The organism is Amycolatopsis sp. NPDC051061, from assembly GCF_040682935.1.
Taxonomy (GTDB): Bacteria; Actinomycetota; Actinomycetes; order Mycobacteriales; family Pseudonocardiaceae; genus Amycolatopsis.
In genome coordinates, this window is the sequence record NZ_JBFBBZ010000013.1 from 219,590 (window position 1) to 231,889 (window position 12,300).

At 72.7% G+C, this 12,300-nt stretch carries 12 protein-coding genes; 6 read left to right on the forward strand and 6 right to left on the reverse strand.

Annotated elements, in window-relative coordinates; translation table 11 throughout:
• Positions 1-22: 22 nt before the first annotated feature.
• Genes AB0N03_RS20110 through AB0N03_RS20120 form a run of 3 tightly spaced genes read left to right on the forward strand, consistent with a single transcriptional unit; the run spans position 23 to position 2,963 of the window.
• A complete protein-coding gene (locus AB0N03_RS20110; protein WP_364373559.1) occupies positions 23-1,966 on the forward strand; it encodes a S9 family peptidase in 1,944 nt (647 codons plus the stop codon).
• 36 nt (positions 1,967-2,002) lie between these two features.
• Entirely contained in the window at positions 2,003-2,335 is a 333-nt protein-coding gene (locus AB0N03_RS20115; protein ID WP_364373562.1) for a YciI family protein, read from the forward strand.
• On the forward strand, positions 2,328-2,963 hold the full coding sequence (locus tag AB0N03_RS20120) for a haloacid dehalogenase-like hydrolase (protein WP_364373565.1): 636 nt from the start codon (positions 2,328-2,330) through the stop codon (positions 2,961-2,963). Before AB0N03_RS20115 ends, AB0N03_RS20120 begins: the two co-directional genes overlap by 8 nt.
• On the opposite strand, the gene AB0N03_RS20125 is transcribed toward AB0N03_RS20120, so the two are convergent.
• The 4 genes from AB0N03_RS20125 to AB0N03_RS20140 all read right to left on the reverse strand — a co-directional run bounded on the left by AB0N03_RS20125 (position 2,945) and on the right by AB0N03_RS20140 (position 6,610).
• Complete coding sequence (locus AB0N03_RS20125) at positions 2,945-3,601, reverse strand: RES family NAD+ phosphorylase (RefSeq protein ID WP_155546163.1); 657 nt, start codon at positions 3,599-3,601, stop codon at positions 2,945-2,947. The genes AB0N03_RS20120 and AB0N03_RS20125 overlap by 19 nt on opposite strands.
• Before the next feature lie 51 nt (positions 3,602-3,652).
• Positions 3,653-4,234: a DNA-binding protein gene (locus tag AB0N03_RS20130; RefSeq protein WP_364373568.1), complete on the reverse strand. Its 582-nt coding sequence runs from the start codon at positions 4,232-4,234 to the stop codon at positions 3,653-3,655.
• A gap of 501 nt (positions 4,235-4,735) precedes the next feature.
• Positions 4,736-5,713: a LacI family DNA-binding transcriptional regulator gene (locus AB0N03_RS20135; protein ID WP_364373571.1), complete on the reverse strand. Its 978-nt coding sequence runs from the start codon at positions 5,711-5,713 to the stop codon at positions 4,736-4,738.
• A gap of 105 nt (positions 5,714-5,818) precedes the next feature.
• A complete protein-coding gene (locus AB0N03_RS20140; protein WP_364373574.1) occupies positions 5,819-6,610 on the reverse strand; it encodes a helix-turn-helix domain-containing protein in 792 nt (263 codons plus the stop codon).
• Between the two features lie 178 nt (positions 6,611-6,788).
• Here AB0N03_RS20140 and AB0N03_RS20145 point away from each other — a divergent pair, with 178 nt between their 5' ends.
• Complete coding sequence (locus AB0N03_RS20145; protein WP_364373577.1) at positions 6,789-7,265, forward strand: MmpS family transport accessory protein; 477 nt, start codon at positions 6,789-6,791, stop codon at positions 7,263-7,265.
• Positions 7,266-7,282: 17 nt separating this feature from the next.
• Complete coding sequence (locus tag AB0N03_RS20150; RefSeq protein WP_364373579.1) at positions 7,283-8,029, forward strand: ABC transporter permease; 747 nt, start codon at positions 7,283-7,285, stop codon at positions 8,027-8,029.
• Here the strand turns inward: AB0N03_RS20150 and AB0N03_RS20155 are convergent.
• Both AB0N03_RS20155 and AB0N03_RS20160 read right to left on the reverse strand, forming a co-directional pair.
• A complete protein-coding gene (locus AB0N03_RS20155; protein WP_364373582.1) occupies positions 8,013-8,699 on the reverse strand; it encodes a histidine phosphatase family protein in 687 nt (228 codons plus the stop codon). The genes AB0N03_RS20150 and AB0N03_RS20155 overlap by 17 nt on opposite strands.
• Positions 8,700-8,709: 10 nt before the next feature.
• Positions 8,710-10,593 (reverse strand): Na+/H+ antiporter, encoded by a 1,884-nt coding sequence (locus AB0N03_RS20160; RefSeq protein ID WP_364373585.1) that lies wholly within the window; start codon positions 10,591-10,593, stop codon positions 8,710-8,712.
• Positions 10,594-10,745: 152 nt separating this feature from the next.
• Between AB0N03_RS20160 and AB0N03_RS20165 the strand changes: the two genes are divergently transcribed.
• Complete coding sequence (locus AB0N03_RS20165; RefSeq protein WP_364373588.1) at positions 10,746-12,140, forward strand: carboxylesterase family protein; 1,395 nt, start codon at positions 10,746-10,748, stop codon at positions 12,138-12,140.
• The last annotated feature ends 160 nt before the right edge of the window (positions 12,141-12,300 follow it).

Below are 12,300 nucleotides of genomic sequence, written 5' to 3' on the forward strand. Positions count from 1 at the left end.
GATTTCGGGTACGGTCGAGGACGTGCGTCCTGCCGACATCGAAGACCTCGTCGTCCCCGGCCGTCCCGCGCTGCGCGGGGACCTGCTGCTCACCGCGCTGAAGAAGCCCGACCTGAAGACGAACGCCGTGCACGGCTCGCTGCGGCGCGTCCCGCTCGACGGCGGCGAGTCCGCGTGGACGCACGGTCCACGCGACGCGGCGCCCGCGATCTCCCCGGACGGGCGCTGGGTGGCGTTCCTCCGCGCGGGGGAGGGCAAGGGGGCCGACGGCAGCCCGCAGCTGCACGTCATGCCGGCCGACGGCGGTGACGCGCGCCGCCTGACGTCGCTGCACCTCGGCGTCGGCGAGCCGGTGTGGGCGCCGGACTCCCGGCGGATCGCCTTCACCGCGCGGGTGCCCGAAGCCGGCCGGTACGGCACGGCGGATGCCGACGACGAGACGCCGGAGCCGGCCGCCGAGGCCCCGCGCCGGATCACGCGCATGGACTACCGCATCGACGACATCGGGTTCCTGCGCGACCGCATGCAGCGGCTGTTCGTCGTCGACGCCCTGGATGCGGAACTGGCGGAGCCCGAGCCGCTGACCGGCGACGGCTACGACGTGACCCACCCGGTGTGGACGCCGGACGGCACCCGCGTCGTCTTCACCGCGCTGCCGGACTGGGGCGCGGCCGAGAGCGACTTCCGCGACATCTGCGCGATCTCCGCTTCAGGTGGCGAGCCCGAGGTCCTCGTGCGGGGCGAAGGGTTCGCGGAGCGCCCGGTGTTCGCGGCCGACGGCACGTTGTTCTACTTCGGACAGTCCTTCGCGGAGCACCACGAAGCCGCGATGACCGGGCTCTACGCGGCCACCCCGGAGTTCGGCGCCGGCCCGGTGAAGGCGCGCCGGCTCACCGACATCGAAACCGTGGACTGCGAGGCCTCGGCGGGCCCGCCGGCGCCGCGCGAGGGCGACGTGCTCGTGGCCGTCCGCAACCGCGGCGCGGTGGAGCTGCGCGCGGTCGCCGTCGACGCCGCGGACGCCCCGCTGGCCGACCTGCCGGTGGTTTACGCGGACCGCACCGCCCTGCGCTCGTTCACGCTGGACGGCTCGGTGCTGGCCGCGGTGATCGCGACGCCGTCGACGTCGGGTGAGGTCGTGCTGCTCCGGGACGGCGTCCCGCAGGTGCTGACGGACTACTCGAAGCCGTTGCGCGACAAGGGCATCCGGCCGATGGTGGAGCTGGAGACCACGGCGCCGGACGGCTACCCGGTGCACGGCTGGCTGGTGCTGCCCGAGGGTGAGGGACCGCACCCGGTGCTGCGCGTGGTGCACGGCGGCCCGTTCACCCAGCAGGACTGGGCGGTGTTCGACGAGGCGCAGGTGTACGCGGCCGCGGGTTACGCGGTGGTGCTCGGCAACCCGCGCGGGTCGGCGGGCTACGGCCAGACCCACGGCCACGCGATCACGCACGCCTTCGGCACGGTCGACGTCGACGACGTCCTGGCGCTGCTGGACAAGGCCCTCGAACGGCCGGACCTCGACGCCTCGCGCGTGGGCATCATGGGCGGCTCGTACGGCGGGTTCATGACGAGCTGGCTGGCGGCCCACCACGGCGAGCGGTTCAAGGCGGCCTGGAGCGAGCGCGCGGTCAACGCGTGGGACTCGATGGTCGGCAGTTCCGACATCGGCTACACGTTCGTCGACGCGTACATCGGCGCTTCGCCGGAAGTGCAGCGCGAGCGTTCACCGCTTTCCTACGCCGCGCAGATCAAGATCCCGTTCGCGGTGGTGCATTCGGAGCAGGACTGGCGCTGCCCGCTGGAGCAGGCGCAGCGGATGTTCGTGGCGCTGCGGCGGGCGGGCGCGCCGGCGGAGATGGTGTTGTTCCCGGGCGAGGGGCACGAGCTGTCCCGGTCCGGGCGTCCGCGGCACCGCCTCCAGCGCTTCGAAGCGATCCTCGAGTGGTGGGCGCGGCATCTGTAGCTTGTTTTGCCGCCGGGCGCCTGCGAACGTCGTCCCATGACGGTGCCCGAGGTGGACTTCGAGCTCGAGACCTGGCGGATGGTGCTGTTCCGGGCGGGTCCTCGCGCCGGCGAGATCTCCGAGGAGATGGCTCGCGAGCTGCGGGCCCGGCACCTGTCCTCGGCGCGTCAGCAGCAGGCGGCGGGGTCGCTGCTGTTCGCGGGCGCGGTGCCGGAGCCGTCGTCTTCGCTGCCGGTGACGGGAGTGGCGTTCTTCCGGACGTCGGAGGCGGAGACCCGGGCGATCCTCGACGCCGATCCCGCGGAGCAGGCGGGGCTGATCGCGTCGGAGATCGTGGGGTTCGTCTGTCCGCGAGGCACCCTTGGCTGAGGGCCTGGTCTGCTTCGACGTCGACGGCACGCTGGTCCCCGGCACGAGCTCGTGCGCGTGGGTGGCCGCGGTGCTGGGGCACGAAGCCGAGCTCGTCGCGGCCGAAGCGGCGTACGATGCGGGCCTGATGACGAACCAGGAGGCGTCGGTGATCGACGCCCGCGGCTGGGCCGGGCACACCGAGGCCGAGATCGGGGCGCGGCTGGAGTCCCTGCCGCTGGTCGAGGGGATCGCCGAGACGGTGGCGTGGTGTCACGAACGCGGCCTGCGCCCGATCCTGACGACGCTCGCGTGGACACCGGTGGGCGAGCTGCTCGCCGCGCGGTTCGGGTTCGCCGCGTACTGCGGGCCGGTGCCCGCGGCCGAAGCCGGCCGCTACACCGGCGACGTCGCCGAGCACCTCGACGAGTATGGCAAGCGGGACTTCGCGCTGGCCCAGGGCATCGCGCCCGAGCGGTGCGTCGCGGTCGGGGACGGCCGGTCCGACCTGCCGCTCTTCGCCGCCGTCGGGATGAGCATCGGCTTCAACGCGAGCGCGGCCGCTCGCGCCGTCGCGACCCACGTCGTCGACTCCAGCGACCTGAGCGCGATCGTTCCGCTGCTCGAGGCTCAGTTCAGCAGCGTGTAGTTCAGCTCTTCGCAGACCCGGCCGAGCGGGACGTCCAGGCCCGGGTGGTCCAGCGGCAGCAGCACGTCCGGCGCGATCGGCAGCGCCGCGCCCGCCGGCGGGTCCCACAGGCAGATCGCCGGGTCGCCGGAGTCCATCGAGGAGCGGTACCAAAGGCCATCGAGGTCGCTGAACGCGCCGCGGATCGCGCGGGCCCACGCCTGCGTCAGCTTCTTCGGGCCGCTCGAGATCTCCTGCGACGCGCCCACCCGCGTCGGCCACAGGCTGGTCAGGTCGAGCAGGCGCAGCGTGCGCGTCGGGCGGACGACGACCAGCCGGGGGCCGCGCGTGCGGCGGTCGACCGCCGAGCTCGTCTGGAAGACCTCGGCGACCGAGGTGCGGACCGTGAGGCCGAAGTAGAGGACCCCGTTCGCGGGATCGGTGACCGGCGCGCCGCCGCGGCCGGGCGACTGCTGGTCGAACCGGCCGTGGGGGAGCGGGCCGGTGTAGCGGAACGAATTCCACTGCTGGGGGTGGTTGCCGTGCGCCGTGAAGATCCGTACCAGCCTGGTCGTGGGCTGGACCGTCACCACGTCGTTGGCGCGGTTCAGCTGCCGGACCAGGACGGATCGGGCGGGCGGCAGCGGTAGCCGGGCCATGGGTCGGGGGTGGTCCGTCCTTGTCGGTGATCTTGCTCGGGGCGCTCCAGCCTAGAACGGCGAGCCGAGCATGGCGATGAGGCGGGCGATGTGGTCCGGGTCACCCCCGGACAGGAGCCACTGCCGCGGGGTCGCCGGATGCTCGTTGATGACCAGGTCCGGCTGCGGGGTGCTCATGAACGCGGCGACGACGAGCGCGGGCTGGTCGCCGTGGAGGGCTTTGAGCACGACCTCGAGGCCGGGCAGCACGCCCGAGCCGGCGAACTGCCACGCGGGCAGGCGCCAGCCGCCGTCTTTCCAGCCGGTCAGCCTGCCTTCCTTGAGGCGGTGGCGGATCCGGCTGTCGTCGACGCCGAGGGCCTTCGCGGCTTCGTTGACGCTGAGCGCGCCTTCGGCGAGCACGGCGTGGGCGGCGACGGTGCGCGCCCGGAAGTCCGGTTCGCCCTCGCGGCGCGGCGAAAGGTCGAGGCCGACGTCGGTGAGCGCGGCGCGCTGGTCGGCGGAGAAGTAGTGCGAGGGATCCGGGTTCGGTGGGGACAGCCTGCGCGCCGCGTCTTCGACGAGCGTGAGGAACTCGTTCGCGTCGACCTTCAGGCCCGCCTTGGCGAGGATGTTCTCCAGCGCTACAGACATGTGGCTCAGGTTAACCCGAAACAGCGCGCGTGTGCGGGTTCGTGCGGTTTCTTGCCCTGACTGTGGGTGAATTCACCAGAGATCGACACTTGACGCACATCACTCAACACGTTGAGTAGGCAACTTCCCGTCAGTCTCCCCGGATCGGACGACGTTGTCCAGGTTGACAGTGCGCTTCCCCGGTCTTACGTTCCGGGTGAGTAAACGATTTCCGCTCCGTGCTCACAGGATCCGGCGGGTTGGCGCCGGCCATGGGGGACACAGGGGGTGGGGCGTGCCTGGGGGGCCTGGCACGAGCCGGCCCCCCGGGCACGTCGCTCCACGCGACCCCTCGAGTGCGCACGAGCCGACTCTCCAGGTACGCGAGCCGACCGTCCGGGTACGCGAGCCGACCGTCCGGGTACGCGAGCCGACCGTCCGGGTACGCGAGCCGACTCTCCAGGTACGCGAGCCGACCGTCCGGGTACGCGAGCCGACCCTTCGGGTGCGGCCTGGCCAGCGTCAGCGGCGGGAACTCTTGCGCTCGATCAGCCGGGCTTCGAGTGTCGTGGTCGTCGCTTCGCGGCTGCTGTCGGTGATCCTGGCCAGCAGGAGCTGCGCCGCGACGCGGCCGACCTCGTACGCCGGCTGGGCGACCACCGTCAGGGGCGGGTCGATGAGCGTCGTCCACGGGGCGTCGTCGAACGAGACGATGCCGACGTCGCGGCCCGAGCGCAGGCCGCGCGACGACAGCGCCTCCAGCACGCCGATCGCCATGGTGCTGTTCGCGACCAGGAGCGCGTCCGGCGGGGACGGCTCGTCGAGCAGCTCCAGCGCCGCCAGCCGGGCCCCCTCGGCGCGGTACTCCGCGCGCCGGGACACGACGTTCGCCTCGCCGACGACGTCGGCGTACCCGGCCAAGCGGTCGTCGGCGGTGCGGACGCCGGCGGGTCCGGTCAGGCAGCCGATGCGGCGGTAGCCGCCCGCCAGCAGGTGGCGCGTGGCGTCGGCGGCCGCGTGGCGCGTGTCGACCAGGACCTGGTCGCCCGCGTCGGCCGGCAGCGGGCGGTCGACCGCCACCAGCGGCGTGCCCTGGCGCCGCAGGCCCTCGACGTTCGTCGACCGGCCGGTGGGCGACAGCACCACCCCGGCGACCCGCTCCTGCAGCGCGACCTCGATGTAGCGGCGCTCCTTGTCCTCGTTCTCGTCGGAGTTGCAGAGCACGACGGAGTAGCCCGACCGCTGCGCGAGGTCCTCGACGCCGCGCGCGATGGCCGTGAAGAACGGGTTTTCGACGTCGGAGATGATCAGCGCGAGAACGGCGGTCTCCTGGCGGCGGAGGTTCCGCGCCAACCCGTTCGGGTGATAGCCGAGCTCGGTGGCGGCTTCCTGGACGCGCGCGGCGAGCATCGGGTCCACAGTGGACTTGCCGTTGAGCGCGCGCGACACGGTCGCCGTGGAGACGCCGGCCCTCGCCGCGACGTCGCTGATGGTGGCCACACGCCCTCCCTGATCACCGGTCGAAGGGAGGATAGCGCTCTTGGTAGTCGTTTACCGTCCGCTTACCTTCCTGGGTGAGGTCCCACTTCCGGTTGCTCGCACGGGTTACGCCGAACGGAGCCGATCACCGTGGGTCAAGTCCACAGTGGAGGGTCCGCGGAAGTAGGCGCGGGGGGTCAGGCCGGTCAGCGCCCGGCAGTCCCGGCTGAGGTGCGCCTGGTCGGAGTACCCCGCGGCGGCGGCCAGCGCGGCGAGCCCCGGAACCCGCGGAGCCAGCGCGACGGCTCGCTGAAAGCGGCTGACGCGGAGGTAGGTGGCCGGCCCGTACCCGACGGCTTGGACGAACCGCCGCCGCAGCCGCCGCTCGCTCACGGCGAAGGGCTCTTCGAGCCGAGCGGCCGCGACATCCGGTGCCGCGGCGGCCTCACCAGCTCCCGTCACCATCGCCGCCGCCTCCGCGACCCGCGCCGCCCCCGCGTCCAGCCTCGCGATCAGTGCCGCCACCGCCGGGTCCGCCTCCGGCACCTCCGACAACCGGGACGCAACCGCTTGCGCCGGTGTCAGCTCGCCCGACAGCAACCGCTCCGCCAGCACCTCCCCGGCGCGCCCCCACAGCTCGTCCAGCGATACCCGGCGGTCGCGCAGCTCATCGGCCGCCACGCCGAGGACCGCCGGTGCCCGACCCGGCGTGAACCGGACCCCGCGCAGCTCGGCCCCCGGCCGGGTCACCGACGACCACGCCGCCGTGTCCGGGCCCGCGATGAACACCCCGCCGTCGCCGACCACCAGGTCCAGGCAGCCGTCGGGGACGATCCGCTTCGGTCCCGCCGAAGCCGATCGCCACACGCAGCGCGCCACGCCCGCCAACGGCGCCGGTGGTGCCGCCTCTTCGTACACGCCCCCGATGATGCACCCGGGGTCCGACAAAAACAGCGTGGAATGGACCGGGCGGCCGAGGCACCCGATTGGGTGAAAGTTGGACATCTCGGCCATCGCGGCTAACGCGCAGTGAGGTCACGGCGAGATGTAGACGACGCACTCGACGGAAGTGCGCGCGACGAGAGAAGACCTCTCCATGGGTGTTCCCCCCGCGATCCGCCCCGGCCGTGACGGCCCGGGCCGCGCCAGGTCGGCCGGCAGCGTCGTGGTCGTCCTGGGGGTGCTCGCCGCGGCCGTCGCGGTGACGGCGTTCGTCGTGCCCCGGACCACCCGCGGACCGGCCAAGGACGAGCCGGTGGCCGCCGCGGTCGTCGTCCCGGCCGCGGTCGCCACCACGAGCCACTCCGTCGTCTACGAGCTGCTCGGCGCGCACGGCGCCCGGGACGTCACCTACGCCGCCGCGGGCTCGGCGCTGACCCAGCACGCCGAGGTGACGACGCCGTGGTCGGCGGAATTCACCCGCGTCGGCCCGGTCGGGCGCACCGAGTTCTACAGCATCGCCGCCCGCAACCCCGGGCCCGGCGACCTGCGCTGCCGGATCGTCGTCGACGGCGTCGTCGTCGCCGAGAAGACCGTCGCCGAAGCGGGCCGCCAGTTCAGCTGCGCCGTCTGACTCCCACAATGGGCGGCGTGAACGACGCCGCGATCACCTTCGGGCCCGCCCTGGTGGCGGTGCTGGTCCTGCTCGCCGTCGCCGGCACCGCGGTCGTGCAGGCCGGCGGGCTCGGCCGCGGCCGCGACGTCCTGATCGCCGCCGTCCGCGCCGTCGTGCAGCTGGCCTTGGTCTCCCTGGTGATCACGGCCGTCCTGCGGTCGGTTCCGCTCACCGGCCTGTTCGTGCTGCTGATGTTCGGCATCGCCGCGGTGACGTCGGCGCGCCGCGCCGGCACCTGGGCGAACCTGCCGTGGACGGCGCTGGCGATCGCGGCCGGCGTCGCGCCGGTGCTCGCGCTGATCCTGGGCGCCGGAGTGGTCCCGCTCAAGCCGATCGCCGTCGTACCGATCGCCGGCATCGTCATCGGCGGCGCGATGACCGCGACGTCGCAGGCCGCGCGCCGGGCGCTCGACGAGCTGAAGGCCCGTTACGGCGAGTACGAAGCCGCCCTCGCGCTGGGGTTCCTGCCGCGCGCGGCCGCCCTGGAAATCTGCCGTCCGAGCGCCGGGCACGCGCTGATCCCGGCGCTGGACCAGACCCGCACGGTCGGTCTCGTGACGCTGCCGGGCGCCTACGTCGGGGTGCTGCTGGGCGGCGCCGGGCCGATCCAGGCGGGCCTGACGCAGGTGCTGGTGCTGATCGGGCTGCTCGCCGCGGAAGCCGTCTCGATCCTGGTGACCGTGCAGTTCGTCGCGGCGGGAAAGCTCAGCCGAGCGGCGTAGCCAGGTGCGAAGTGTCGTTGAAGCGCCGGATGATCCAGTGGTCGCCGTGCAGCACGAGGTGCGAAACGGACCCGTTGTCGGCGCCGAGGAACGCGAAGCGCTCGACCGAGCGGCTGGCCTGCGCGAACACCTCGCCGATCACGCCGCCGTGGGTGAACACGGCGACGCGCTGATCGGGGTGCGCGGCGGCGATCCGCGTCAGCGCGCCGCGCAGCCGGGCGCCGAACCGCTCGTCGGACTCCGCGCCCGGGATGACGTCCCAGCGCTGCTCGGTCCACAGCCGATCGACGATCGGGTGGCCGTCGGTCGTGTACTTCCGGAAGAGGCCGTTCTCCCAATCGCCGAGGTGGATCTCGCGCAGGTCCGGCTCGACGACCGGGGTCAGCCCGAGCTTCTCCGCCAGCGGTGCGGCGGTCTCCGCGGTGCGGCGCAGCGTCGTCACGTAGATCGCGTCGATCCGCTCGCCGGCGAGCCGGTCGCCGACGCGCCGGGCGTGGTCACGGCCGTCGGGCGCGAGTTCCGGGTCGGCCTGGCCGTCGACCAGCGGGAACGGGTTGTCCCCGCGAGCCGGAGCCGATTCACCGTGTCGCACCAGGAAGATCTCGGTCGCGCCGGACGGCGGGCTGAAGCGGTGCTGGCGGTATTCGATCTCCTGCTCGGGCGTGCTCATGGGCCCGAGGTTAGCCGAGTTGCTTGTCCACGAAACACCATCGCCACGTCTCGCCCGGCTCGAAGCTGCGCATCACCGGGTGGCGGGACTCGTGGAAGTGCCGGGTGGCGTGGCGCCGCGGCGAAGAGTCGCAGCACGCGACGTTGCCGCACTTGAGGCACATCCGCAGGTGCACCCACGTCGTGCCTTCCTCGAGGCAGGCGGCGCACGCGTCCTCCGAGCTGGGCTCCTTGTCGGTCCACTCGTGGGCCAGGTGCTTGCACGAACCGGCCGTCGCGGCCGGGGTGCGCAGCTCGCGGCCTTCCACGTCGGGTTCTTCCTCGTCCCGGTCCAGCATGGACTCTTCGATGTCGAGCTGTTCCAGGACCTTCCGGAGGACGTTGTCGTCGGCGCTGCCGGCGTCACGGGCCTTCAGGAACTGCTCGCGTTCCACGTCGAGGAGCTGGATCCGCAGGCGGCGATAGGCGTCGCTCGGGGTCTCGGCCAGGACACTCTGCCTGCCGAGCTGCTCCCACGCGGAGTCGGAGCGGTTCTGCAGCCGGTCGCGGATGCGTTGGATGATCTCCGGCGGGTCGTCGGGCCGCTGGATCTCCTCGAGCTTCGCCAGCGCCGCGGTGGTCATGTCGTGCAGCACGGACGCTTCCTGGAGCGCGTCCTCCGCCGGGTCCGGCCGCGGCAGGCGCAGCCGCCGGATCAGCGGCGGCAGCGTCATGCCCTGCAGGGCGAGCGTCCCGGCCACGACGACGAACGCGGCGAGCACCAGCACGGCGCGCTGCGGGGTGTCCGCCGGCAGCACGAAGGCCGCGGCGAGCGTGACGACGCCGCGCATGCCCGCCCAGGAGATCACCGCCGAGTAGCGCCAGGGCCAGATCTTGACCCTCGCCTTGGTCGGGAGCAGCCGCCGTTCCAGCCGCTTCACGGTGCCGATCCCGATGAGCCACAGCATCCGCGTGAGGATCGTCGCGGCGAGCACCGCCACGCAGATCCAGGTCAGCACGGCCAGCGACAGCCCGGATTCGCCGACTTCGGACAGGATCCGCCGCAGCTGCAGGCCGATCAGCAGGAAGACCATGTTCTCCAGCAGGAACGCGATGGTCTGCCAGTTCAGCCTGCTGGCCAGCCGGGCCGAGCCGGAAAGGATCTTCGGCGCCTTGTGCCCCAGGATGAGCCCGGCGACGACCACGGCGAGCACGCCGGACCCGTGGATCGCCTCGGCCGGGATGTAGGCGATGAACGGCACCGCGAACGACAGCGCGGTGTCCAGCACCGGCTCGTTCAGCCGGGCGCGGATGAACGCGGCCGCGAACCCGACGACCAGCCCGACCACGATCCCGCCGATGGCCGCGCGGAAGAAGTCGGCGCCGACCTGCCAGAAGCTGACCGAGCCGGCCAGCGCGGCGATGGCCGTGCGCAGGGCGACCAGCGCGGCCGCGTCGTTGAACAGGCTCTCGCCTTCCAGCAGCCGGATCAGCTTGCGCGGCATGCCGACCCGGCGGGCGACGACGCTGGCCGCGACCGCGTCCGGCGGGGCGACGATCGCCCCGAGCGCGATCCCGCCGGCCAGCGGGAGGCCGGGGATCACCGCCCAGGCGACGAGCCCGACGCCGAACGCGGTGAACACGACCAGCCCGACCGACATGAGCCCGATCGCCCCGCGGTTCTTCCGGAAGTCGACCAGCGACGTCTGGATGGCCGCCGAATACAGCAGCGGGGGGAGCAGGCCGAGCAGCACGACCTCGGGGTCGAGGTGGTACTCGGGCACCCCGGGGACGTACGACGCGCCGACGCCGACGGCGATCAGGCACAGCGGAGCGGACCAGTCCAGCCGCCGCGCCACCGCGCTGACGACGAGGACGGTCACGACCAGCGCCACTATCTCTGCCGCGATGTGCACGGGGTAATCATTACCCGCCGCTCGCGGCCCGTGTCACCTGGCCAGGGCTGAAGGGCACCTTGCTCTCATGTGACGAGAGGAAGGTGCCCTTCACCGCGTCAGATGCGACGAAGGGCACCTTCAGCCCAGGTGGCCGCACATAGGCTGGAGGCGTGACGACGGTGGAGATCGCGGCCGGCGCCCTGCGCGGCGCCGAGCGGGACGGGGTCAGGACGTTCCTCGGCGTGCCCTACGCCGAGCCGCCGGTGGGGGAGCTGCGGTTCCGCGCGCCCCGGCCGGCGGCGCCGTGGTCCGGTCTCCGCGAGGCCGTCGAGTGGGCGCCGCGAGCGCCGCAGCCGGAGCTGACCGGGCGGGGCTTCACCGGCGACGAGGACTGCCTCTACCTGAACGTCTACGCCCCGGCGTCGCCCGGGTCGTATCCGGTGCTGGTGTGGATCCACGGCGGGGGCGGCGTGATGGGCGCGCCGCACCAGTTCGACGGGTCCGCGTTCGCGCGGCGAGGCGTCGTCGTCGTGACCGTCGCCTACCGGCTCGGGGTGCTCGGCATGCTGCACCTGCCCGGTGTGGCCGGCTCCAACCTGTCCCTGCGCGACCAGGTCGCCGCGCTGGAGTGGGTGCGCGACAACATCGGCGCGTTCGGCGGCGACCCGGATCGCGTGACGCTCGCGGGGCAGTCCAACGGCGGCCGCACGGTCGGGACGCTGCTGGCCGTGCCCGCGACGCGCGGCCTGGTCCGGCAGGCGATCGTGCAGAGCGGCACCGGCGTCGGCTCGGTGGTGCACACGCCGGCTGAAGGCGCGGCGATCGCTTCGGCGGTCCTGTCCGAACTGGACGCTGCCCCGGGCGACCTCGCCACCCTACCGGTGAAGCAAATTCTTCAGGCGCAGCAACGGGTTTCGGCGGCGTCGGGGACCAAGGTGACCTACCGTGTGGTCGTCGGCGACGAGCTGCTGCCGGAACGACCGCTGGACGCCGTCCGCGAGGTCCCGCTGCTCATCGGGACGACGGCCGATGAGGAAGACCTGTTCAGCTGGCTGCAGTCGGGCGGCGCGAAGCTGCTGGGCGTCGGTTCGACGATGCTGGACGCTTCCGCCGTGGAGAAGGCCGTCGCGGCCTACGCCGGGCTGCTGCCGGACTGGCCGGAGGACCAGATCCGCAACCGCGCGTTGACCGCGGGGGACTGGTGGATCCCGGCGATCCGCTTCGCCGAGAAGCAGCCGGACGCGTGGATGTACCGCCTGGACTGGCGGATCGCCCCGCGCGGCCGCGGCCTCGGCGCGCCGCACGGGCTCGACCTGCCGCTGGTGTTCGACGACATCCGCAACAAGAACTGGCGGTTCCTGTTCGCCGGCCGGACGTTCCCGGCCGAGCGGATGCAGGCGATCGCGACGCAGATGTGCGACGCGTGGGTCCGGTTCGTCGCGACCGGGGATCCGGGCTGGCCGCGCTACACACCGGAAGACCGCGTCACGCGCCTTTTCGACGACGTCTCCACGACGGTCGCCGACCCGGACCGCGCCCAGCGCCTCCTCTGGGACACCCTCTGAAAGCCGTGAAGGCCACCTTCAGGAACTTCAAGTTCCTGAAGGTGGCCTTCACGGCTTTGGGCTAGTACTGCAACGGCAGTCAGGTGAGTGGGTAGCCGCGTCGTTTGTAGTGACTGAGGCGGGCTTGGTGTTGTCGTCGGCGACGGAAACGTGACCACGC